Below are 21,483 nucleotides of genomic sequence, written 5' to 3'. Positions count from 1 at the left end.
CTTGGCAGACATCCGCGAGCGTGAGTCACGCGTGTGGACTGCTCCCAACGTCCTGAGCATGCTCAGGCTGGCTGGGATCCCACTGTTCCTCTGGCTGGTCCTCGGCCCGGAGCTCGACGCCATCGCCTTCGTCGTCCTGATGGCATCGGGTCTGACCGACTGGTTGGACGGCTACCTCGCGCGGCGTCTGGACCAGCGCACCCAGCTCGGCGCGCTGCTCGACCCGATCGCGGATCGGCTCTACATCCTGGCCGTCGTGGTGGCGCTCGCCCTGCGCGACATCGTGCCGTGGTGGGTGGCGCTCATCCTGCCGCTGCGCGACCTGCTGCTGTGGGGCCTGGTGCCGCTCCTGCGGACCCGTGGGCACTCCACCCTGCCCGTGCACTTCCTGGGCAAGGCCGCCACCTTCAATCTTCTGTACGCGTTCCCGCTGCTCCTGCTGGGCGGCGGGGACAGCGTCCTCTCGACCTTGGCGAACGTCTTCGGCTGGGCCTTTGCGTGCTGGGGCATCGGCCTCTACTGGTGGGCCGGCCTGGTCTATGCGTGGCAGGTCCGCACGCTCCTGCTCCAGACGGTCAGGGTGCCTCGGGGCGGAGGCCGAGAATGAGTCACGACGAGTACCTGGCCGGGACCGAACGCTCTGGCGGGCCCGACGCCGAGCCCGCAGAGCAGAGCTCGGTCCCTCCCACCGGGGCGGCAGACCGTGCCCGGCTGCCGGACCACGTGACCATGCCCCTGCTGAGCCTGGTGACCCAGCAGTCACTGGATCTGGACTACCGGCACGTGGCAGACCGACGGGCTGCGGCCGGCACGTCGGCCGCACCGACCACCGGCAGGCGGCTCGCGATCGTCACTGCCGTCGTGGTGGCCATGCTCGGGAGCCTCATCGCCGTGGCAGCCGTCCAGACCTCGCAGCAGGCCGATGTGCGCGCGCTGGGCAAGGCCGGTCTCGTGGAACGGATCCAACTGGAGAAGGAGTCGGTGCGTGAGCTCCAGAACCGGGCCGGCGCACTGCGGGACGAGAACGCAGCCTCGGAGGGCGCCCTGCGGGAGTTGCGCGAGCGCGAGTCCAGCCTGACCGCCCGCGTCAGCCGGCTGGGCGCGCGCAACGGCTACCTGGCCGTACGAGGTCCGGGACTCAGGATCGTCGTCGACGACGCTCCGGGGGGCGGGCCGAACTCCGAGGTCCGCGACGAAGACCTCGTCCTGCTCGTGGACGGTCTCTGGGCGGCTGGTGCCGAGGCCATCTCCATCAATGGTCAGCGGTTGACCGTGCTGTCGTCGATCCAGAATTCCGGCAGCGCGATCCACGTCAACGTGCGGCCGCTCAACCCACCGTACGTGGTCGAGGGGATCGGCGACCCGGACACACTTGAGGGGCGTCTCCTCGCGAGCGCAAACGGTTCACTGTTCTACGGCGTGGCGCGTACGTTGGGATTCGTCTTCCAGTTGGAGGATGTTGACACACTCGAACTTCCGGCAGCGCGCGTACGACCGTTGCGTTCGGCTGTTTCTGCAGACAAGGCAGACTGAGTGGCCATGGACAAGGAGTTGCACCTGTGATTGCCGCCGTCGGACTGCTTCTGGGCATCGTGGCCGGGCTGCTCCTGCAGCCTGACGTCCCGCCCAGCGTCGAGATCTATCTGCCCATCGCAGTCGTTGCTGCGCTGGACGCCGTCTTCGGTGCCGCTCGGGCCTACCTGGACGGGATCTTCGACGACAAGGTCTTCGTGGTGTCGTTCGTGAGCAACGTCGTGATCGCAGCTGCCATCGTCTTCCTCGGAGACAAGTTGGGGGTCGGCACCCAACTCCAGACCGGTGTGATCGTCGTCCTCGGGATCCGAATCTTCTCCAACTCCGCCGCCATCCGTCGCCATGTCTTCCACGCCTGACGACCCGAGGCCGGCCGCGCCCGATGAGCCGGTCGACTCCGAGAAGCCGGTCGACTCCGAGCAGCCGCCGGCAGAGCCCGAGGTCGCACCGCCCCCCATGTCTGCCGAGGCGGACGAGACCGCGAAGTCAGACTCCGTCACCCCGCTCGGTCGCATCAAGCACTCCATCATGCGACCGTCCAGGTCCCAGGCAGTCGTGGGTGTGCTGATGGCGGTGCTCGGTTTTGCTGCCGTCACCCAGGTCCGCAGCAACGATGTCGACACCACGTACGAGGGACGGCGTCAGGAAGACCTCATCGAGATCTTCAACGGCCTGACCGGCACGTCCGACCGCGCCCGCCGTGACATCGCCCAGCTCGAGCAGACCCGCCGCGACCTGCAGGTCGACACGAGCGCTCGGCGCACCGCCATCGAGCAGGCCGAGAATCGTCTGGAGACGCTCAACATCCTGGCGGGCCTGGTGCCCGTCACCGGACCCGGCCTGCGGATCACGGTCACCGAGACCTCCGACCGGGTCAGCGTCGACTCCCTGCTCGACATGGTGCAGGAGTTGCGTACCGCGGGGGCTGAGGCGATGGAGTTCAACCGCTCGGTCAGGCTGGTGGCCTCGAGCTCGTTCTCGGTGATCGACGACGTCATCCACCTGGACGGACAGCCGTTGCGCTCGCCGTACGTGCTCAAGGTGGTCGGTGACGCCTCCACCCTGCACTCCGGGGTCACCTTCCCCAGCGGTCCGGTGTCGAACCTGCGCAACAAGGAGGGCGCCGAGGTGGCGATCGAGGAGCTCGAGTCGGTCGACATCGAGAGCGTGCGTGACTTGCCCCCGGCGGAGTTCGCGGAGCCTGCTGAAGGGCAGTAACCTCGTCCCGACCGTCCGAGCAGTTCGATCGAAGGAGCCGGAGATGTACCCCGAAGACCTGAAGTACACGGTTGAGCACGAGTGGGTCCGCACCCCCGGTGAGAGTGCCGGTGCGGTTCGTATCGGGATCACTGACTTCGCGCAGGACGCCTTGGGCGACATCGTCTACGTCCAGCTCCCCGAGACGGGGGAGACCGTGACGGCGGGGGAGACGTGTGGAGAGCTGGAGTCGACCAAGTCGGTCAGTGACATTTATGCGCCGGTGAGCGGGGAAGTGGTCGCCACCAACGACGCCCTGGACGCCACCCCTGAGCTGGTCAACAACGACCCGTACGCAGCCGGTTGGCTCTTCGAGATCGTCCCCACGGATGCTTCGGACCTGGATGGCCTGCTGGACGCGGCCGGATACCAGGCTTCTCTTTCTTGATCGAGCGACCCGGCGGTTGCTGTGACTGGTAGTTTCGGTGCAACCTTGGGTCTCAGTCCTACCTTGAGGGTTTGACCGCCGGGTGGACGCCGGACATCTGCGAATCGGAGGACACATGCCGTTCTGCACGGCCTGCGGCAAGAACAACCCCGACGATGCGCGATTCTGCGCCCAGTGCGGGACTCGTCTCGCCTCGTCCGAGACGGCACCCACGGGGAGCGAGGGACAGGCCTCGGACACCACCACGAGCATCAATGCGGTGGTCGAGCGCGTCGAGACCTCGGACCGCGACCTGAGTGCCGTGGATGCTGCAGCGGTCGACGGTCTTCCTGTCGGCTCGGCCTTGCTGATCGTCCAGAAGGGTCCGGGCTCGGGCAGCCGGTTCCTGCTCGACACCGACACGGTGACCGTGGGGCGCCACCCCGACTCGTCGATCTTCCTCGACGACGTCACGGTCTCGCGTCGCCACGCCGAGTTCCGGCGCACCGGTGGCGAGTTCGACGTGCGGGACGTCGGGAGCCTTAACGGCACCTACGTCAATCGCGACCGCATCGACGCCGTCAGTCTGACCGACGGTGACGAGGTCCAGATCGGCAAGTACCGCTTGGTGTTCTTCGCCGGTCACGCGGGCTGAGCGCGCCGTGGTGGACGTGGCCTCCGCAGCCAGGCCCGAAGGGGCACCGCGAGGGCGGATGAACATCGGGCAGGTCCTGGACCTGTTGCGACCTGAGCATCCCGGAGTGACGATCCCGAAGATCCGCTTCCTCGAGGACCAGGGCCTCATCAAGCCGGAGCGAACGCCAGCGGGCTACCGCAAGTTCTCCGAGCCGGACGTGGAGCGTCTGCGCTACATCCTGCGCATGCAGCGCGATCACTACCTCCCGCTCAAGGTCATCGGCGAGCACCTCGACGCCATCGACCGGGGCTTTGCGCCGCCCCCGATCGAGTCCGTGGTCCCCACGGTGCCCACGGTCGCACTGAGCAGCGACGGGTTGCCGTCCCCCGAGTCCTTCACCCGACGCTCCGACGTACGACTGTCGCGGCGTGAGCTGTGCAAGATCGGAGAGGTCTCCGACGAGTTCCTCGTCCAACTCGAACAGTTCGGTCTGGTTGCCGCGCGATCCGGCACCGGGCACTTCGACGCGGATTCGCTCGTCATCGTGACCACTGCGCGGGAGATGTCGGCGTTCGGCATCGAACCGCGTCACCTCCGCGCGTTCAAGACAGCAGCGGACCGTGAAGCTGGCCTGGTGGAGCAGGTCGTGGAGCCGCTCAGGCGTGGGCGTGACGCCTCGGCGCAGGCGCGCGCCGACGAGGCCGTCTCCGAGTTGGCAGCACTCTCCGTACGACTCCACGCCACCTTGATGAAGGCTCGACTGCGAGGGTCGTGACCCGCGTGGTGCGCGGAGTAGGGTTGCCCTGTGCGTGAACTCGATGTCATCGGGGTGCGGGTCGAGGCCCCCTCCAACCAGCCCATCGTCCTGCTGCGCGAGGTGGCCGGCGACCGTTACCTGCCCATCTGGATCGGAGCGGTGGAGGCCACCGCGATCGCCTTCGCCCAGCAGGGTGTGGTGCCTCCGCGCCCGTTGACGCACGACCTCCTGAAGGACGTCCTCGACGCCACCGGTCACGTGTTGACGGAGGTCCAGATCGTCGATGTGAAGGACGGCGTCTTCTTCGCTTCCCTCGTCTTCAACGACGGGGTGGAGGTGAGCGCGCGTCCCTCTGACTCCATCGCCCTGGCACTGCGGACCGGGACCCGGATCGTGGTGACCGACGAGGTCCTCGCCGAGGCCGGGCTCACCGCACCGGCCGAGCAGGAGGACGAAGTGGAGAAGTTCCGCGAGTTCCTGGACCACGTCGACCCGGAGGACTTCGAACAGCCAGGGGAGTCACCCTCATCTTGAGGGTGAGGGTTTGCGACACGCCGAGCCATGGCGTTGACCGGGCCTGGTCCGCGGCCTACCTTGAACTGTCTCCGTTGTAACTTCACAGATGTGGTTGTCCGCAGGATTCCCACTTCTTCCTTCCCCGACCGAGTTACGCTGTACGGAGTAGACGACGGAGGGTCCCTAGTGGGCGTGAACGAGAACGACAAGGACGAGGTGACTGCGGCTGCCGCCGCTGCCGCTGAGGTCGCCGAGGAGCAGGGTCTGCTCTTCGCCGACGACGTGTCCCCGTTGCCCAGTGACACCGGATACCGCGGGCCCACTGCCTGCAACGCTGCCGGTATCACCTACCGCCAGCTGGACTACTGGGCCCGTACCGGCCTGGTGGAGCCCACGGTGCGCGGTGCCAAGGGTTCCGGATCCCAGCGCCTGTACTCCTTCCGCGACATCCTGTTGCTGAAGGTCGTCAAGCGACTGCTCGACGCCGGGATCTCCCTGCAGCAGATCCGCACCGCCGTGCAGCACCTCACCGAGCGGGGCACTGATGACCTGACTCGCGTCACGCTGATGAGCGACGGCGCCTCGGTCTACGAGTGCACCAGCAACGACGAGGTCATCGACCTGCTCCAGGGCGGGCAGGGTGTCTTCGGCATCGCCATCGGCGGTGTCTGGCGTGAGATCGAGGGGACGCTCTCCGAGCTCCCCAGCGAGCGAACGGCGGCCGAGCCCACCGCAGCGTCGCCGGGCGACGAACTCGCCGCACGCCGCGCCGCACGCCAGACCGGCTGAGACCAGACATGTGAGCAGCGCCCCCGGATGATAGATTCGGGGGCGCTGACTCATCCTGCGCGGGAGAGTCTGACGGTTCGTCCGTCGGCGCCGAAGGGGCAATTCCTCCCCGGAACCTCTCAGGCACAAAGGACCGCGCGGAGCAGGCGACTCTGAAGGTGCACGTCCGGGCTGACAGAGGGGGAGGACGACCGTGATCGTCTGACCCCGAAGGACTGCGCATGCCCGACCAGATCACCCTCTCGGACCTCGAGACGTCCCAGCCCTTCAGTGACCGCCACCTGGGGCTGCGCCCCGCTGACGTCCACGCGATGGTCAAGGAGCTCGGTTTCGACTCCCTCGAGGAGCTGATGGACGCGGCGGTCCCGGGCGGGATCCGCAGCGCGTGCGACCTCAACCTGCCTGCCGCGCTCAGTGAAGCCGCGGCCACCTCGGAGCTACGGGCCCTGGCCTCTGCCAACCGTCCTGCGGAGTCCCTCATCGGTCTCGGCTACCACGGCACCGTGACACCTCCGGTGATCCGTCGCAACGTGCTCGAGGACCCTGCTTGGTACACCGCCTACACGCCCTACCAGCCGGAGATCTCCCAGGGGCGCCTGGAGGCGCTCCTCAACTTCCAGACCGTGATCGGTGACCTGACGGGACTGCCGACGGCCAATGCCTCCCTCCTCGACGAGGGCACTGCTGCGGCGGAGGCGATGACCTTGGTCCGACGGGCCAACCGCAAAGCGGCCGGTCCCTTCGTGGTCGACTCCGACGCGCTGCCGCAGACCATCGAAGTGGTCCGGACCCGGGCGGAGGCCATGCAGATCGAGGTCGTGGTGGCGGATCTGGGCGAAGGGCTGCCCGATGGAGAGTTGTGCGGCGTCCTGGTGCAGTACCCCGGTGCCTCGGGCCGCATCCTGGACCCGGCTCCGCTGATGGCTGCTGCGCACGAACGCAACGCCCTGGGTGTCGTCGCGGCCGACCTGCTGGCCCTGACCCTCCTGGAAGCGCCCGGCGTCCTGGGTGCCGACGTGGTGGTCGGCTCCTCGCAGCGCTTCGGGGTCCCGCTCTTCTACGGCGGCCCGCATGCGGGCTACATGTCCGTGGCCAAGGGCCTCGAACGCCATCTGCCAGGGCGACTGGTCGGGGTGTCGGTCGACTCCGAGGGACGGCCTGCCTATCGCTTGGCGCTCCAGACCCGTGAGCAGCACATCCGCCGGGACAAGGCGACGTCCAACATCTGCACCGCTCAGGTCCTGCTGGCCGTCGTGGCCTCGATGTACGCCGTCTACCACGGCCCCGCTGGTCTGCGTGCGATCGCGGAGCGCACGCATCGATGTGCCGCGGCGATCGCCACCGGCCTGCGCGGCGGCGGTTACGAGGTGGAGCAGCGCGAGTTCTTCGACACCATCACCGTAGCCACGCCCGGTCGCGCGCCGGAGGTCGTCGCGCAGGCGCGTGCGTTGGGGCTCCACCTACGGCTGGTGGACGACGACCGCGTGGGCATCTCCACGTCGGAGACCAGTACGTCCTCCACTGTGACGAGCGTGCTCAAGGCCTTCGGACTGGACACCCACCTCGATGCCCTCGAGCAGGCCACCGTCACCTCGTTGCCCGCCCAACTGCGCCGCCAGAGCGAGTACCTCACCCACGAGGTGTTCTCGAGCCACCACAGCGAGACACAGATGCTGCGGTACCTGAGCCGTCTCTCCGGGCGTGACTACGCCCTGGACCGCGGCATGATCCCGTTGGGGTCGTGCACCATGAAGTTGAACGCCACCAGTGAGATGGAGCCGATCAGCTTCCCCGGCTTCGCGGACCTGCACCCGTTCGCCCCCGCCCAGGACGCCACGGGCTACCGACGCCTCGTCGCTGACCTGGAGGGTTGGCTCGCCGAGGTCACCGGCTACGCGAAGGTCTCGATCCAGCCCAACGCCGGATCGCAGGGCGAGCTGGCGGGACTGCTCGCGATTCGCGGCTACCACCGGGCCAACGGCGCACCCGAGCGTGACGTCTGCCTGATTCCCTCGTCCGCGCACGGCACCAACGCGGCCTCGGCCGTGATGGCTGGCATGCGGGTGGTCGTGGTGAAGGCGGCGGACAACGGGTCCGTCGACCTGGTCGACCTCAAGGCCCAGTGCGAGAAGCACGCCGATGACCTGGCGGCAATCATGGTGACCTACCCCTCGACGCACGGTGCGTTCGAGGACGGCATCACCGAGCTCTGCGACATCGTGCACTCGCACGGGGGTCAGGTCTACGTCGACGGAGCCAACTTCAACGCACTGCTCGGCTATGCCAAGCCGGGTGAGTTCGGCGGAGACGTCTCCCACCTCAACCTGCACAAGACCTTCTGCATCCCGCACGGCGGTGGCGGCCCCGGGGTGGGTCCGGTCGCCGTCGGAGCTCACCTCGTCCCCTTCCTTCCCTCGCACGCGGCGCACCCGGAGGCGGAGAAGCGTTCCGGTGTGGGGCCGATCAGCGCAGCGCCCTACGGTTCCGCCGGGATCCTGCCGATCTCCTGGGCCTACGTACGCATGATGGGTGCAGAGGGTCTGACGACGGCCACCTCGCACGCGGTGCTCTCGGCGAACTACATCGCTGCCCGCCTCGACGAGCACTTCCCGGTGCTCTACCGCGGCCACTCAGGGCTCGTGGCGCACGAGTGCATCCTCGACCTGCGTGAGATCACCAAGGAGACCGGCGTCAGTGTCGACGACGTGGCCAAGCGCCTCGTCGACTACGGATTCCACGCACCGACGATGTCCTTCCCGGTGGCCGGCACCTTGATGGTGGAGCCCACGGAGTCCGAGGACCTCGCCGAGATCGAGCGTTTCATCGACGCGATGATCGCGATCAAGGGCGAGATCGACCGCGTGGGCGCGGGGGAGTGGACACCGGAGGAGTCGCCGTTGCGTCGAGCTCCGCACACCGCGCGCGTGCTCGTCGGCGAGTGGGACCGTCCGTACACGCGCGAGACCGGTGTCTTCCCCGCCGGCGTGGACCCGGACAAGTACTGGCCGGTTGTCGGACGCATCGACCAGGCGTACGGCGACCGCAACCTGGTCTGTTCGTGCCCGTCACCGGAGGCCTTCGCGGAGTGATTCGGTCCAGTACGCCTCAGGCGTACTGGACTGTGCGCGCCGCATCCGTGAACCCGTAGAGACGCAGTCCGCTCCGGACGGCCAGGTCCACGGCGAGGCTCGTCGGTGCGCCCACCGCGACCAGTGATCCGACACCGGCTGCAGCGGCCTTCTGGACCACCTCGAACCCTGCTCGTCCGCTGGTGACGAGCAGGGCCTCCGCGGTCGGTTCGCCGGCCAGCACCCGGGCCCCGGTCACCTTGTCGACTGCGTTGTGGCGGCCCACGTCCTCACGTACGACGAGGAACTCTCCGGCCGCGTCCACGAGTGCTGCTGCATGGACCCCGCCCGTACGCGCGAACAGGCGCTGGTGTGGACGCAGCGCGGCGGGCAGGGCCCGCACCAGGTCGACAGAGGGTGCCGGTCCCTCCCAGCGTGGTACCCGTGGCGTGTCCAGGGCCTTCGCGATGCTGTCGCTGCCGCAGACCCCGCAGGCCGATGAGCCGGTGCTGAGGTGGCGGTGGCCCGGGGAAGGGAGACGACGCGGTGGGCTGCGCAGGGAGAGGGTGACGACGTTGAACTCCTGCTCGGGATCGAGGGTGGCGTCCGTGCAGTAGGCCACGGTGACGATCCCGTCGGCGATGGTGAGGCCCTCGTGCAGCGCCCAGCCCGCCGCCAACTCGAAGTCCTGACCGGGGGTACGCATCGTGATCCAGGTGGAGGACGGGGGCGACCCGGGCCACCCCAGTCGGATCTCGAGCGGCTCCTCGGTGATCACTCGGTCCTCCCGGCTCCGCGAAGCAGCACCCTGCACCGGGTGTTCCACGACCTTGACCCGCCGTGACGGGCCTGGCCGGCGTGCCAGGTCGCTCACGTCGCCTCCTCGTGAGCGGTCCGTGACAGGTCAACGACACGGAGGCGACGGGCGAGTTCGTCGGTCAGGTCCACGAGGTTGCGACGCACCGTCTGGTCGAGTTGCTCCTGACCCAGCACGGCCTCCGCCCGCTGCAGCGTCAACGGGTCGAGTGAGGTCAGGGGGAAGAAGGAGCGCACGGCCGTGCCCAGCACCCAGCCGGCGTGGAGCGTGGGCAGGGACGGGAGCAGCGAGAAGTAAGGGTCCACCCACTGGCTCGTCCACCGCTCCTGACCCGGGCGCCACAGGCCCAGCCCGACGGCCTCCAACTCGTGGTTCGACACGTCGACCTCGCCCGCGACGCGCGCCCAGGCCCAGGCCTTGGCTTCGGCGTCGGGCCGAGACGCCCGTGCCCGGGCGTGCTCGACGCGCGACCTTGCGGTGGGTTCGGCCTCGAGGTGGCGATCGAGATCGTCCGCCCCCACGGCGTCGAGGGTGGCCAGTCGGACGAGGACGGCCCAGCGGAGGTCCAGGTCGAGATGCAGACCCGGGGGAGTGTGGCCGTCGAGCCATCGCTGAAGGTCTGCCACCGACGTCGTGGAGGCCACCACGGACTGGAAGGCGGCGAGCTGGAGGTCCGACCCCTCGGTTGCCGACGCCAGACGCCGCGACACCGCGTCGTGCAGGCGTCGCTGGGCCCCCGTCGGGTCGTGGTGCAGCGGCACCACGCTGCGCAGGGCCCAGGGCACGACTGTGCTGAGCGCATCGTCGTTCTCCTCGGTCGCCAGGGTGCTCTCGAGCACGGCGAGCACCTGGCTCGAGGTCGTCGTGGCTTGGTGGATTCCGGTGCGCAGGGCGTTGACGGCCCCGGCTCGGAGTCGTGGATCCTCCGTCCGGGGTAGCAGTTCCACCAAGGATTCGATCGAAGCACGGTCCAGCAGGGTCGCCGCCCAGGTGTCTTCGTAGGGGTCGATCACCACCGCCGCCGCCTCGACGTCGACGGGGGTCACACCGTGAGCGGCTCGCACGGACACCTCGCTCCACGTGCCGGCAGCGCCTGCCGTGGCCACCCGGAAGGTGTGGACCCGTCCAGCAGGTGGTCCGGCTGGGGATGTGCGCAGCACCGAAGCGGTGGCGGGCTCCCACGAGAGGGTGTCGGGCCCGGCCGTGTGCAGCCATGACGCGGCGAAGTCGGAGAGGTCGATGGCTCCTGCACGCTCCCAGGCGGCAAAGAGGTCGTGCATGGTTGCGTTGCCGAACCGGTGGCGCTGCAGATGGTCGACGACGCCGGCGAAGAAGACGTCGTCGCCCATCTGGGCGTTCAGTTGCTTGAGGATGCTGGAGCCCTTGGAGTAGGAGATGCCGTCGAAGTTCTGCAGGGCAGTGGCGGCGTCGGCCGCCCCGTTCCCGGCCACCGGATGCGTACTGGGACGTTGGTCGGCCACGAGTCCCCACTGGCGGCGGGCGTAGGCATTGTGCGTCCAGGCATCGGTGTACGCGGTCACGTCGGCAGTCACCCGGTTGCCCATGTACTCGGCGAAGGACTCGTTGAGCCAGAGGTCGTCCCACCACTGGGGCGTGACGATGTTTCCGAACCACTGGTGGGCCATCTCGTGGGCGATCGTCGTGGCCCGATGGATCCGGGCGGCGCGAGTCACCCGACTCTCGAAGACCATCGCGTCGCGATAGGTCACGCAGCCCGGGTTCTCCATCGCCCCCGCATTGAACTCGGGGACGAACGCCTGGTGGTAGTTGCCGAAGGGATAACGGATTCCGAAGAGACGGTGGAACTCGTCGAAGCACTGGCGGGTGAGGGTGAGCAGTTCATCGGCCTCGCGATCCAGGGCCCCCGCCAGGCTCCGGCGTGCACTCAGCCCCAGGGCGATGCCGTCGTGTGAATCGGTGATCACGTGGTAGGGGCCGGCCACGAGCGTCACGAAGTAGGTCGACAGCGGGGGAGTGGGCGCGAACTCCCACCGACCCGCGTCGGTCTGCGTGCCCGGAGCGTTGCCGATCACCGACCAGTCCTCGGGAGCAAGGACGGTGAGCGTGAAGGGCGCCTTCAGGTCCGGTTGGTCGAAGCACGCGAAGATGCTGGGGGCTGCGTCCATGAACGACATCGCGTAGACGTAACGACGACCGTCTGCAGGGTCCACGTGCAGATGCAGCCCTTCACCGTCGTTGCGGAAGGCCATCTCTGCCTCCACGACGAGTTCGTGGCTGCCGGGGGAGAGATGGAGGGGGAAGCGACCCCCCTCGAGTTGTCCTGGGTCGAGACCGTCGCCATCGAGGGTGATGGCATCGAGTCGCCGGGACTTGAGGTCGAGAAAGGTTTGGCCGCCGCGGCTGGTGAAGTTGATCCGCGTGCGAGAAGCGAAGGTCGCATCTGCAGTGAGGTCGAGGGAGACGTCGTAGCGCTCGACCTCGAGCAGCGCGCGCCGCGCCACGGCTTCGCTCTGACGCAGGCTCAGATGGGGGGCTCTCACACCCTTCAGGGTAGGCGCAGCGAGAAATGCTGTTCGGTCCAGGCGTCACGGGTGCCCTCGGGGTGGCTGTGCCCCTAGTCTTGGGGCGAGCGCGATTCGGCGCGTCGGCAATCGGAGGAAGAAATGGATGCATTGACGCGACGAAGGACCACCTTCGCACTGCTGGTGACGGGAGGCCTGGTCGCCAGTTCCCTGGCTGCGGCAGGGGTCGTCACCGGAGCCGGGGCCGCGGCGCCCGCTCCCGCGGGTGACTGCGCGGTCCCGTTCCCCGTCTCCGAGCTCGCCGACGGTGACGCCGTGACTGGCCTCACCGTGGAGAGAGGCGTGACTCCGTCGGCCTTCACCGGTGAGGTGCTGGGGGTGCTCGACAACGGCATCGCCCCGGGGATCGACATGGTCATGGTGGACCTCACCTCGCCCGGGATCGATCGAGTGGGAGCGATCTGGCAGGGCATGTCAGGATCGCCCGTCTACGCAGCCGACGGCCGCCTGATCGGCGCCGTCTCCTACGGTCTCGCCGCAGGTCCGTCGCAGATCGCAGGCGTGACCCCCTTCGAGGCCATGGATGACTACGCGGCCGCGCCGAGTGCGACCGGCACGATCAAGATCGACCGTACGGTGGCCCGCTCGGTCGCACGCCGCGCCGAGGTCTCCGTCACCCAGGCACAAAAGGGCTTTCGCCAACTGCCGGCCGGTCTGAGCGTCAGTGGCATCGACACCGACCGAGCCTCGGGTGTCCTCAAGCGCAACTACCGGACGAGCCCTCTGGGCGGGGTGAACAGCGCCCCCCGCACGACCGTGGGCGCCGAAGGCATCATCGCCGGTGGCAACCTCGGCGCGTCGGCCTCGTACGGTGACGTCACCGCGGCGGGCGTCGGGACGGTGACGTCCGTCTGCAAGGGCCGGGTCTTCGGCTTCGGCCACCCGCTGGGCTACCTGGGCGAGACCTCGCTGGCCATGCATGGCGCCTCCGTCGTGCACGTCCAGCCCTCGCCTGCTGACATCGCCTTCAAGGTGGCCAACCTGGGCGCTCCGGTCGGCACGGTCGACCAGGACTCCATGGCTGGTCTGACCGGGTCGTTGGGTGTGCTGCCACGAGGCACCGTGGTGAGCTCGACCGCCACGTACGGGAAGCGGGTGTACGCCGGGTCCTCCGTGGCGACGGTGCCTGAGATGCTGGCGGACGTCGCGTACATGCAGATCGCCGCAAGCATGGACCGCGCCGTGGACGCCACCATGCGCGGCAACGCCGAGATCGCGTGGATGCTCGAGGGGTCGCAAAACGGCACGCCGGTGCGGCTCAAGCTCACCGATCGTTACGTTGCCGAGTACGACGTCGCCTACGAAGCGGGGGCCGAGCTCGCTGAACTCACCTACGCAGTGAACCAGCTGCCCGGCATGCAGGTGGATCGGATCACCGCCGACGCCACCGTCGCCAAGGACACCTCGTCGTACAGGCTTCGTGCGGTCAAGCGTCGGGTGAAGGGCAAGTGGGTCCGGGTGAAGGGCCGCGTTCCGGTCAAGGCCGGCGCCACCCTGCAGCTGCGGGTGGTGCTCGAGGGGCAGCGCAGCATCGCCCGGCGCACTCTGTCGATCGTCGTCCCGAAGCGACTCAGGGGGGAACAGACCGAGATCCAGGTCACCGGTGGGGCCGGGCACTACGTCGAGACCGATGACGTCAGCTCGCTTGCGGATCTCAAGGCCTACCTCGCGGCCACGGTCCGCAACGACCAGGTGGCAGCGGAACTGACCTTCGCCAAGGGCAAGAGAGTCGTCACCAGGCGCGCCAAGTCACTGCCCACGAAGCTGCAGATCGTCGGGGACAAGACGGTCAGGATCAGGGTGAGGTGAACGCACGCGTCATGATGGGTGCATGACTGCTCCGATCCACCAGAGCCCCGGGGACGATTTTCGCGGCGAGACCGATCCCGGGGCACTGCTGCGTCTGATCCGCGAATCGGTCATCGGTGACGACCAGGTGATGCAGACGCCCTACGGCCCGCGTCGGGTGACCTACGCGGACTACACGGCCTCTGGTCGTGCGCTCAGCTTCGTCGAGGACTTCATCCGTGACCGGGTGCTGCCTTCGTACGCGAACACCCACACGGAGTCCTCCGGCACCGGTCTGCAGACGACGCGGTTGCGCGAGGAGGCGCGCGCGATCATCCACCGCAGCGTGGGTGCCGACGAGTCGAGCGTCGTGGTGTTCACGGGGTCGGGGAGCACCGCCGCGATCGCCAAGATCGTGGGCGTGATGGGTCTGCGGCTGCCGTCCGTCCTGGACGACCGCTATGCGTTCGCGACCCAGATCCCGCTGAACCAACGCCCGGTGGTGTTCATCGGGCCCTACGAACACCACTCGAACGAACTGCCGTGGCGCGAATCCATCGCCGACGTCGTCACGATCGCCCAGGACGTTGACGGTCGCATCGACGTCGCCGACCTCGAGGTGCAGCTGGCCAGGTACGCCGACCGTGAGTTGAAGATCGGCTCCTTCTCGGCCGCCTCCAACGTGACCGGGATCGTCTCGGACACGTACACGATCGCTGAGGTCCTGCACGCGCACGGCGCCCTGAGCTTCTGGGACTTCGCTGCCGCCGGACCGTACGTGCAGATCGAGATGACCGGGGCCGCCGGCCGTCCCGAGTCCTACAAGGACGCGGTCTTCCTGAGCCCGCACAAGTTCATCGGCGGGCCCTCGACACCCGGCGTCCTCGTCGCGCGCCGGGAGATCTTCAGCAACCGGGTGCCGGAGGTGCCGGGCGGCGGCACCGTCTCGTACGTCAACAGCGACGAACACCGCTACCTGGCCGATCCCACGGCCCGCGAGGAGGGCGGCACCCCGGCGATCGTCGAAGCGATCCGGGCCGGGGTGGTCTTCCAGCTGAAGGACGCTGTGGGCGTTCCCGCGATCCGGGAGGCAGAGGAACGGCTGTTGCAGCGGGCGTTGGACGGATGGAAGGACCAGCCGGGGATCGAGGTCCTCGGCAACCTCGACGCCGAACGCCTTTCGATCATCTCCTTCGTCATCCGCTCGCCCAGCGGCCGCTACCTGCACCACAACTACGTCGTCGCCCTGCTCAACGACCTCTTCGGCATCCAGTCGCGGGGCGGCTGCTCGTGCGCCGGCCCCTACGGGCACCACCTGCTCGGCATCGACATCGACCGTTCGATGGCGTTCGAGCGTGAGATCGCGGGTGGCTGCGAAGGGATCAAGCCCGGGTGGGTTCGAGTCAATTTCAACTACTTCGTCTCCGACGCGGTGGCTGACTACGTCATCGAGGCCGTCCGTCTCATCGCGCGCGAAGGATGGCGTCTGCTGGGGGACTACCTCTTCGAGCCGCACAGCGGGCTGTGGCGTCACCGCGAGGGGCTCGTCGAGCCGCCGTTGAGCCTGCGCGCCATCACGTTCGGGACCGACGGCATCAAGTTGCCGGCCGCCCAGATCACCGGGGGAGAGGAGATCCTGGTCGAACACCTGGAGGAGGCGGAGAAGTTGTTCGCCGCCGCGGCGTCGCCGGATCTGGAGAGTCACCCCGGTGACGTCTCGGTCGACTTCGAGCACCTGCGCTGGTTCGACCTGCCTGCTGGCTGCGTGCGGAAGTCCTGAGGCCCGGGTCAGGATCCTCCCGGGTGGGCGAGCGGCAGCACCCCTCTATGCTCAAGACATGACTGACGCGACCGTCCCGCAGACTGCTCCGGCCGAGAACCACCGATCCATCACGGTCACCAAGATCGGGGAAGGCCGTTTCAAGGCGTCCAACGAGCGTGGGGGAGAGACCTACTTCGGCACCGGAGGCGACGACCCGGACTTCTCACCGGTCGAGCTGCTGCTCGCCGCCATCGCCGGTTGCAGCGCCATCGACGTCGACCTGATCACCAGCAAGCGTGCGCCGGCGGTCAAGTTCGAGGTCGTCAGTGAGGGAGACAAGGTCCGCGACAAGCAGGGCAACCACATGACCGGGCTCCGTCTCACGTTCGATCTGGAGTTCCCGGAGGGGGACGACGGCGACAAGGCGCGTTCGGTGGTCCAGCGGTCCCTGGAGCAGAGCCGTGACCGGCTCTGCTCGGTGAGCCGTACCGTCCAGATCGGTGAGCCGATCGAGTTCCGCACCGCCACCCAGGACGGCGTCGTCGCCGACTGATCCTGCTTCAGGGGCGGACCGTCACGACGTGATCTTAACGCTCTTGATGCTCGGCAACTCCTCGCGGTCACTCCAGTTGGCGTCGATCTCACGGATCGCCTCGAGGCTCTCCTCGGTCACGGCGCCGAAGACGGTGTAGCTCGCTTCCAGGTGGCTGGCATCGCCGCTGACCATGAAGAACTGTGAGCCATTGGTGTCCGGGCCTGTGTTGGCCATGGCCAGGGTGCCCGCCGGATACTCCTCGTCACCGGTGAGCTCGTCGGCGTACTGGTAGCCGGGCCCACCGAAGCCGGTGGCGCTGGGGTCCCCGCACTGGGCCATGAAGTTGGACTCGACGCGGTGGCACGTGGTGTCGTCGAAGTAGCCCTGCTCGGCGAGCGAGACGAACGAGTTCACCGTGCAGGGAGCTGCCGCTGCGTCGAGCACCAGATCGATGTCGCCGACCGAGGTGCTGATCGTCGCCTGGACCTCGCCCTCGTACGAGGGGGAGTCGCTGGGGGCCTTGACCTCCTTCACCGCCGCCCGGTCGGAGGTTTCGTAGGTGCATCCTTCGTCGCCACCGCCGGACGTGTTGGCGCCGTCGTCGCTGCAACCGACGAGGGTCAACGCGCAGAGCGCAGTCACAACGGCGAGGGGTCGAGTGAATCGCAGACGAGAAGGCATGGGGTGATGTTAGGGGAGCAGCCTCGCTGTCGTGAGAACTCCCCGGGCGCTACGGTCGGTGGATGGGAACGATCGGCTTCCTCCACACTTCACCGGGGCATGTCGCGCGCTTCGACGCGCTCGTGCGTCTCCTGCCGGGACACGACGCGATCCACGTCGTGGACCAGGCCCTGTTGTCCGAGGCGTCCGAGTCGGGTGTGGCAGCGGTCAAGCCGGACCTGAAGAGCCGGTTGGACGAGCTGTGGGACCTCGGCGCTGACGCCGTCATCTGCACCTGCTCGACGCTAGGTGCTGCAGCCGAGGATCTGGCAGGCGCGTCACGCACGATCGTACGTGTCGACCGACCGATGATGCGGACCGCCGTCAGGATGGGACCACGCATCGTGGTGCTGGTGGCGCTGGACGCAACGACCGAGGCCACGCTGGCGTTGATCCGCGATGAAGCTCAACGGGCTGGGGTCGTGGTGCTGGTGGAGACGGTGGCGGTGCCGGATGCCTGGGACCAGTTCCTGGCGGGGAAGCACGGGGATTATGTCAACTCAATCGTCAGGGCCGGTCTCGAGAGCCGTTCAGGAGCCGACGTGCTCGTTCTGGCGCAGGCCAGCATGGCGGAGGCAGCGGACCTGCTCAGCGAGTGCGGCGTGCCGGTGCTGGCGAGTCCGGCGTCGGCGGTGAGGTACGTCAGCGAGACATTGCGTGGGTGATGAGCCCAAGAGGGGTGTCCCCGTCCACAGGTGTTGACATAATGTACATTATCGGGGGTTAAAGGACGGGAGTAGCAACAGATGCAAGAACTTAGCGGGGTGCCGGTGACGGGGTGCTGATGACAGCGATCGGGATGATCCGGTCGGGGCTTCGGTCTTGCTGAGCGACTGTCCGCTGTTCGCGCCCCAGGTGTTGGTCGACGTGGAGCCGGTTGCGCCCGTGCCCTGAGTGACCGAGGCCGTGTCGAAGTGGGACGTATAGGTCGTGGCGTCGCTCGGCGAGTACCCGTGACGGGGACGGGATGGGGACGGAATAGTCGAGGCATGGGACCCGGGGATTCTGATCTGAGCGACTTCCCCGACGGTCACCTGATCGAGGCGTCATCTCGGGCGATTCTGTTTGATGCGGACGGAGTCCTCGTGGACTCGCACGCCGGCTACCGCAACGTGTGGGGCCGCTGGTCGCGACTTCGAGGACTCGATCCAGCCGTGGTACTCAAGGCGACCCATGCGCGTCGTCCGCTCGACACGATCGCGGAGGTTGCACCGCAATTGGATGCAGTGGCCGAGTACGAACTGTTGGTCGGCCTCGTCAACGAACTCCCCGACTCTTTCCCTCTCTTCCCGGATGCGCCTGCCTTTCTCGAGGAGCTACCGCCAACGAGTTGGGCGATCGTGACCTCGGGAAACGCTGACCGGGTCCGCAGTCGGCTGCAGGCGGGGCGCGCCCACCAGCCGTCCGTCCTCGTGGACGGCGCCTCGGTCGTCCACGGCAAGCCGCATCCCGAGGCCTATCTCCTGGCTGCTCGCCGTCTCGGTGTCGGCCCCGAGCATTGCGTTGTTGTTGAGGACGCGCCTGCCGGCGTGGAGGCCGGGCTCGCGGCCGGGATGACAGTGCTGGCGCTGGCGACCTCGCATTCGGTCGCTGATCTCGGCCACGCGCACCTCATCGTCCCCTCGATCGCGACCGCTCGGCCCGTGTTGAGGTCCTGGATGAGATCCGGACGATTGGACACACCTTCATAAGGCGCTCGGATACTCATGCCGGCGTGGGCTGGCCGCTTCATCGGGACCTACTCCCGGCTCTTTAACTCCCGTTCCTGCCAGTTAGCTAACGGAAGTTGCAACAGATGCGACTACTCCGCGAGATCGGCGCCGAAGACCAACGCCGAGCCCCCGTTCTTGTGAATCTCACGCTCAAGCGCTAGCCCGATCTTCGCCGCAACTCCTTGGGAGGCGACGTTGTCGGGCCGGATGATCGCGATCAGGTGGTCGATCCCCGCATCGCCGGCAGCCTCGAGGACCGCTGCAGCCGCCTCGACCGCGTATCCCTGACGACGGAGCGAGGAGCGCACGTGCCAGCCGGCCTCGACCAGCCACTCACCCTCCACCTCCTGCATGGTCAGCCCGCAGTCGCCGACGAACTCGCCGGAGTGGGTCTCGATGACCCAGAGCCCAAATCCGTGGTTGGCGTAGTTGCGGCGGTTCCACTCGATCCAGCCCTTCGCGCCGCGGGAGCCGCCGATCTCCAAGGTCGCGATGTCGGGGAGGTCTGCCTCGGTCATCTCTCGAAATCGGAGCCGGGGCGTGGCAGCGGGCAACACGACGGTCACGGTACGGCAGAACGCGGAACTCCCGGCTCATCAACTCCCGCCCCTGCCAGTTCACGGACGGGCGTGGCGCCAGTAGGCGTCGAGGGTCCGAGCCTCCGGAATAGATACCCCCCGGGGGTATGTTGCAGGAAGGCGAACGAACTCCCCGCCGGTATTCATTCCAAACTGCGCCAAGGACCCGCCATGAGTCACCACACACCCCACACGCACCACATGGACCCGCACTTCGAGCACGTCGAGCAGGTAGACCACTCTGGTCATGAAGGCTACGACGCTCATACGGGTCACGACATGGGCGGCATCAACAAGATGGCCCTGTCCGCCACGCTTCACTGCCTCACCGGCTGTGCCATCGGCGAAATCGCCGGTCTCATGATCGGCACCGCCATCGGCCTGTCCACCGGCTGGACCGTCGTGCTCGCCGTCAGCCTGGCCTTCCTGTTCGGCTACACCCTCTCCACATTCCCGCTCGTCAAGAGCGGCCTCAGCGTCGGTGCCGCCCTGTCCGTTGTCTTCGCGGCCGACACCCTCTCCATCGCCACCATGGAAGTCGTCGACAACGCCGTCATGGCGCTCATCCCCGGCGCGATGGAAGCCGGGCTCGTCAACTGGGTCTTCTGGGTATCGATGATGATCGCCCTCGGCGCTGCATTCCTCGCCGCATACCCGGTGAACCGGTACCTGCTGGCACGCGGCAAGGGTCACGCCCTGACTCATGCCTACCACGGCGGCACCGGAACGGTGACCGGCGTGAGGCGCTACATCCCGAACCTGTCCTCCACGACCCTCGCCGCCATCATCATCGCGTTCATGCTCGTCGGACTCGTCGTCTCCGTCGCCGCCGAGATGGGTGCCGCCGAGCCGGAACGGATGGGTCACGCCTCGGCAACTCCCGTGCCAGCCAGCTTGTCCGGAGGGTCGGCAGCGAGTTCGACATGGCAACATGCCGAACATGAGCAAGCATCCGGTTGAGGACCGTGACCAGGCAGGGTCTGGTCTGATCGACGACGACTTCTCACCCGTCTGGGCCGACGACGACCGACCCCAGATCCCGCGTGTCGCCACGGAGCGAGAGGCTCTGACCGCGTACCTGGACTACTACCGGGCAACGGTTGAGATGAAAAGCCGTGGGCTGACGGCGGAGCAGGCCCGGACCCAGTCCATGTCACCGTCGACAATGTCACTGCACGGCCTGATTCGACACCTGGCCGGTGTCGAGCGTTGGTGGTTCCAGCAAAACTTCGCCGGTCGCAATGTGCCATTCCTCTTCCTCACCGCAGACAACCCGAACCTGGACTTCGAGTTGCCCAGGGACGCCGACTTCGCTGCCGATCTGGAGACTTGGCGCGCGGAGTGTGCGACATCGGATGAGATCGTCGCCGCTCACGACCTTGACGACACCGCGCGGCCACTGGATTGGCACGAGGACGTTGATCTGCGCTGGCTGTTGCTGCGGATGATTGCCGAGTATGCCCAGCACTGCGGCCACGCTGACCTCCTCCGAGAAGGGCTCGACGGGAGGACCGGCGCCTGAAACCCTTGCTCCATGGAGTCATGGGGAGCTGACCGGTTCGGGGATCCTTGCCGTGAATGTGGATTCGCCTGGTCACTGACACCGGAGGACGCAGTCGTGTGGGTCCGCGAATTGGACGAGCGCCTCGGCGAAGCCGTTCGCTCACTCACCGGAAGCGAGCGCCTGGAAGGCTGGTCAGTCTCCGAATACGTTTCACACGTCGGCGACAACCTGAGGCAATGGGCGGAGTTGATGCAGGGCGCCAGGCTTGCGCAGCGAACTCGGGTGGTGGGATATGACCCGGACGCGTTGGCCGTGAGCCGGGGGTATGCGTTCATTCCGCTGGCGGTGGCGCTGTGGTCGGCGCGCGACGCCGCCGAGCGATGGTGCGCGGTGTTGACGGCCGCGATCGACGAAGGAGTTGAACTGCAGCATGCCACCCGTGGCGTGCAGCGGGCAGCCGACGTGGCCCGGAACAACTGCCACGACGCGTACCACCATGTCTGGGACATCCAGAGGATTGCAGCAGCCCACCCGGAGCACTGACACCGTCGTCAGGGCCGTGCCGTGCTGTGCAGTGCC

The 21,483-nt window shown here is 67.5% G+C and carries 22 protein-coding genes and 1 riboswitch; of the genes, 18 read left to right on the top strand and 4 right to left on the bottom strand.

The genetic code is table 11. The features are described 5' to 3' along the window. Position 1: 1 nt before the first annotated feature. The 10 genes from clsA to gcvP all read left to right on the top strand — a co-directional run bounded on the left by clsA (position 2) and on the right by gcvP (position 8,945). The gene (gene clsA, locus DNK52_RS13245; protein WP_110241477.1) at positions 2 to 607 is read left to right on the top strand and encodes a cardiolipin synthase ClsA; all 606 of its coding nucleotides are present in this window, start codon (positions 2 to 4) and stop codon (positions 605 to 607) included. Further along, a complete protein-coding gene (locus DNK52_RS13240; protein ID WP_110241476.1) occupies positions 604 to 1,533 on the top strand; it encodes a DUF881 domain-containing protein in 930 nt (309 codons plus the stop codon). The genes clsA and DNK52_RS13240 overlap by 4 nt, the downstream gene beginning before the upstream one ends. Positions 1,534 to 1,559: 26 nt before the next feature. Then, positions 1,560 to 1,892 (top strand): small basic family protein, encoded by a 333-nt coding sequence (locus DNK52_RS13235; protein ID WP_110241475.1) that lies wholly within the window; start codon positions 1,560 to 1,562, stop codon positions 1,890 to 1,892. After that, complete coding sequence (locus DNK52_RS13230) at positions 1,876 to 2,751, top strand: DUF881 domain-containing protein (RefSeq protein ID WP_239455588.1); 876 nt, start codon at positions 1,876 to 1,878, stop codon at positions 2,749 to 2,751. Before DNK52_RS13235 ends, DNK52_RS13230 begins: the two co-directional genes overlap by 17 nt. A 43-nt stretch (positions 2,752 to 2,794) precedes the next feature. After that, positions 2,795 to 3,178, top strand: a complete 384-nt coding sequence (gene gcvH / locus DNK52_RS13225; protein WP_110241474.1) for a glycine cleavage system protein GcvH — start codon at positions 2,795 to 2,797, stop codon at positions 3,176 to 3,178. A 115-nt stretch (positions 3,179 to 3,293) separates the two neighbouring features. Then, complete coding sequence (locus tag DNK52_RS13220; RefSeq protein ID WP_110241473.1) at positions 3,294 to 3,812, top strand: FHA domain-containing protein; 519 nt, start codon at positions 3,294 to 3,296, stop codon at positions 3,810 to 3,812. Between the two features lie 58 nt (positions 3,813 to 3,870). Beyond that, on the top strand, positions 3,871 to 4,569 hold the full coding sequence (gene ftsR / locus DNK52_RS13215; protein WP_110241472.1) for a transcriptional regulator FtsR: 699 nt from the start codon (positions 3,871 to 3,873) through the stop codon (positions 4,567 to 4,569). Between the two features lie 30 nt (positions 4,570 to 4,599). Then, complete coding sequence (locus DNK52_RS13210; protein ID WP_110241471.1) at positions 4,600 to 5,085, top strand: bifunctional nuclease family protein; 486 nt, start codon at positions 4,600 to 4,602, stop codon at positions 5,083 to 5,085. A 198-nt stretch (positions 5,086 to 5,283) separates the two neighbouring features. After that, on the top strand, positions 5,284 to 5,856 hold the full coding sequence (locus DNK52_RS13205; protein WP_239455628.1) for a MerR family transcriptional regulator: 573 nt from the start codon (positions 5,284 to 5,286) through the stop codon (positions 5,854 to 5,856). 50 nt (positions 5,857 to 5,906) lie between these two features. Further along, positions 5,907 to 6,002: riboswitch (glycine riboswitch) on the top strand. Between the two features lie 75 nt (positions 6,003 to 6,077). Further along, positions 6,078 to 8,945 (top strand): aminomethyl-transferring glycine dehydrogenase, encoded by a 2,868-nt coding sequence (gene gcvP / locus DNK52_RS13200; RefSeq protein ID WP_110241470.1) that lies wholly within the window; start codon positions 6,078 to 6,080, stop codon positions 8,943 to 8,945. A 16-nt stretch (positions 8,946 to 8,961) separates the two neighbouring features. On the opposite strand, the gene DNK52_RS13195 is transcribed toward gcvP, so the two are convergent. Beyond that, positions 8,962 to 9,798, bottom strand: coding sequence for a formate dehydrogenase accessory sulfurtransferase FdhD (locus DNK52_RS13195; protein ID WP_239455586.1), 837 nt, complete (start codon positions 9,796 to 9,798; stop codon positions 8,962 to 8,964). Continuing rightward, positions 9,795 to 12,263 carry an aminopeptidase N gene (gene pepN / locus DNK52_RS13190; RefSeq protein WP_110241469.1) on the bottom strand — a complete coding sequence of 823 codons (2,469 nt, stop codon included), beginning with the start codon at positions 12,261 to 12,263 and terminating at the stop codon, positions 9,795 to 9,797. Before pepN ends, DNK52_RS13195 begins: the two co-directional genes overlap by 4 nt. Positions 12,264 to 12,386: 123 nt before the next feature. Here pepN and DNK52_RS13185 point away from each other — a divergent pair, with 123 nt between their 5' ends. Genes DNK52_RS13185 through DNK52_RS13175 form a run of 3 tightly spaced genes read left to right on the top strand, consistent with a single transcriptional unit; the run spans position 12,387 to position 16,408 of the window. Continuing rightward, on the top strand, positions 12,387 to 14,114 hold the full coding sequence (locus DNK52_RS13185) for a hypothetical protein (RefSeq protein ID WP_110241468.1): 1,728 nt from the start codon (positions 12,387 to 12,389) through the stop codon (positions 14,112 to 14,114). A 22-nt stretch (positions 14,115 to 14,136) separates the two neighbouring features. Then, positions 14,137 to 15,873, top strand: coding sequence for an aminotransferase class V-fold PLP-dependent enzyme (locus DNK52_RS13180; protein ID WP_110241467.1), 1,737 nt, complete (start codon positions 14,137 to 14,139; stop codon positions 15,871 to 15,873). A gap of 58 nt (positions 15,874 to 15,931) precedes the next feature. After that, a complete protein-coding gene (locus DNK52_RS13175) occupies positions 15,932 to 16,408 on the top strand; it encodes an OsmC family protein (protein WP_110241466.1) in 477 nt (158 codons plus the stop codon). Between the two features lie 21 nt (positions 16,409 to 16,429). Here the strand turns inward: DNK52_RS13175 and DNK52_RS13170 are convergent, their stop codons facing one another. Beyond that, positions 16,430 to 17,071: a peptidylprolyl isomerase gene (locus DNK52_RS13170; protein WP_110241465.1), complete on the bottom strand. Its 642-nt coding sequence runs from the start codon at positions 17,069 to 17,071 to the stop codon at positions 16,430 to 16,432. A gap of 62 nt (positions 17,072 to 17,133) precedes the next feature. Between DNK52_RS13170 and DNK52_RS13165 the strand changes: the two genes are divergently transcribed. Continuing rightward, positions 17,134 to 17,775 carry an aspartate/glutamate racemase family protein gene (locus tag DNK52_RS13165; protein ID WP_110241464.1) on the top strand — a complete coding sequence of 214 codons (642 nt, stop codon included), beginning with the start codon at positions 17,134 to 17,136 and terminating at the stop codon, positions 17,773 to 17,775. A 324-nt stretch (positions 17,776 to 18,099) separates the two neighbouring features. Beyond that, positions 18,100 to 18,801, top strand: coding sequence for an HAD-IA family hydrolase (locus DNK52_RS13160; RefSeq protein ID WP_110241463.1), 702 nt, complete (start codon positions 18,100 to 18,102; stop codon positions 18,799 to 18,801). A 110-nt stretch (positions 18,802 to 18,911) separates the two neighbouring features. On the opposite strand, the gene DNK52_RS13155 is transcribed toward DNK52_RS13160, so the two are convergent. Then, positions 18,912 to 19,379 (bottom strand): GNAT family N-acetyltransferase, encoded by a 468-nt coding sequence (locus tag DNK52_RS13155; protein ID WP_275426155.1) that lies wholly within the window; start codon positions 19,377 to 19,379, stop codon positions 18,912 to 18,914. A 222-nt stretch (positions 19,380 to 19,601) separates the two neighbouring features. Between DNK52_RS13155 and DNK52_RS13150 the strand changes: the two genes are divergently transcribed. The 3 genes from DNK52_RS13150 to DNK52_RS13140 all read left to right on the top strand — a co-directional run bounded on the left by DNK52_RS13150 (position 19,602) and on the right by DNK52_RS13140 (position 21,447). After that, complete coding sequence (locus tag DNK52_RS13150) at positions 19,602 to 20,360, top strand: DUF4396 domain-containing protein (RefSeq protein WP_239455578.1); 759 nt, start codon at positions 19,602 to 19,604, stop codon at positions 20,358 to 20,360. Then, positions 20,341 to 20,922, top strand: a complete 582-nt coding sequence (locus DNK52_RS13145; protein ID WP_110241461.1) for a DinB family protein — start codon at positions 20,341 to 20,343, stop codon at positions 20,920 to 20,922. The genes DNK52_RS13150 and DNK52_RS13145 overlap by 20 nt, the downstream gene beginning before the upstream one ends. Positions 20,923 to 21,018: 96 nt before the next feature. Then, complete coding sequence (locus DNK52_RS13140; RefSeq protein WP_110241460.1) at positions 21,019 to 21,447, top strand: hypothetical protein; 429 nt, start codon at positions 21,019 to 21,021, stop codon at positions 21,445 to 21,447. The last annotated feature ends 36 nt before the right edge of the window (positions 21,448 to 21,483 follow it).

This window comes from Nocardioides gilvus (assembly GCF_003194605.1).
GTDB lineage: Bacteria > Actinomycetota > Actinomycetes > Propionibacteriales > Nocardioidaceae > Nocardioides > Nocardioides gilvus.
Note: the sequence above shows the minus strand (reverse complement) of the source record. Positions and strands in the feature narration are given on the sequence as shown.

Coding starts and splice junctions, on each gene's coding strand:
- DNK52_RS13240 (WP_110241476.1), top strand. CDS start 604: ATGAGTCACGACGAGTACCTGGCCGGGACCGAACGCTCTGGCGGGCCC.
- DNK52_RS13230 (WP_239455588.1), top strand. CDS start 1,876: ATGTCTTCCACGCCTGACGACCCGAGGCCGGCCGCGCCCGATGAGCCG.
- gcvH (WP_110241474.1), top strand. CDS start 2,795: ATGTACCCCGAAGACCTGAAGTACACGGTTGAGCACGAGTGGGTCCGC.
- DNK52_RS13220 (WP_110241473.1), top strand. CDS start 3,294: ATGCCGTTCTGCACGGCCTGCGGCAAGAACAACCCCGACGATGCGCGA.
- ftsR (WP_110241472.1), top strand. CDS start 3,871: ATGAACATCGGGCAGGTCCTGGACCTGTTGCGACCTGAGCATCCCGGA.
- gcvP (WP_110241470.1), top strand. CDS start 6,078: ATGCCCGACCAGATCACCCTCTCGGACCTCGAGACGTCCCAGCCCTTC.
- DNK52_RS13185 (WP_110241468.1), top strand. CDS start 12,387: ATGGATGCATTGACGCGACGAAGGACCACCTTCGCACTGCTGGTGACG.
- DNK52_RS13180 (WP_110241467.1), top strand. CDS start 14,137: ATGACTGCTCCGATCCACCAGAGCCCCGGGGACGATTTTCGCGGCGAG.
- DNK52_RS13175 (WP_110241466.1), top strand. CDS start 15,932: ATGACTGACGCGACCGTCCCGCAGACTGCTCCGGCCGAGAACCACCGA.
- DNK52_RS13170 (WP_110241465.1), bottom strand. CDS start 17,071: ATGCCTTCTCGTCTGCGATTCACTCGACCCCTCGCCGTTGTGACTGCG.
- DNK52_RS13165 (WP_110241464.1), top strand. CDS start 17,134: ATGGGAACGATCGGCTTCCTCCACACTTCACCGGGGCATGTCGCGCGC.
- DNK52_RS13160 (WP_110241463.1), top strand. CDS start 18,100: ATGGGACCCGGGGATTCTGATCTGAGCGACTTCCCCGACGGTCACCTG.
- DNK52_RS13150 (WP_239455578.1), top strand. CDS start 19,602: ATGGACCCGCACTTCGAGCACGTCGAGCAGGTAGACCACTCTGGTCAT.
- DNK52_RS13145 (WP_110241461.1), top strand. CDS start 20,341: ATGAGCAAGCATCCGGTTGAGGACCGTGACCAGGCAGGGTCTGGTCTG.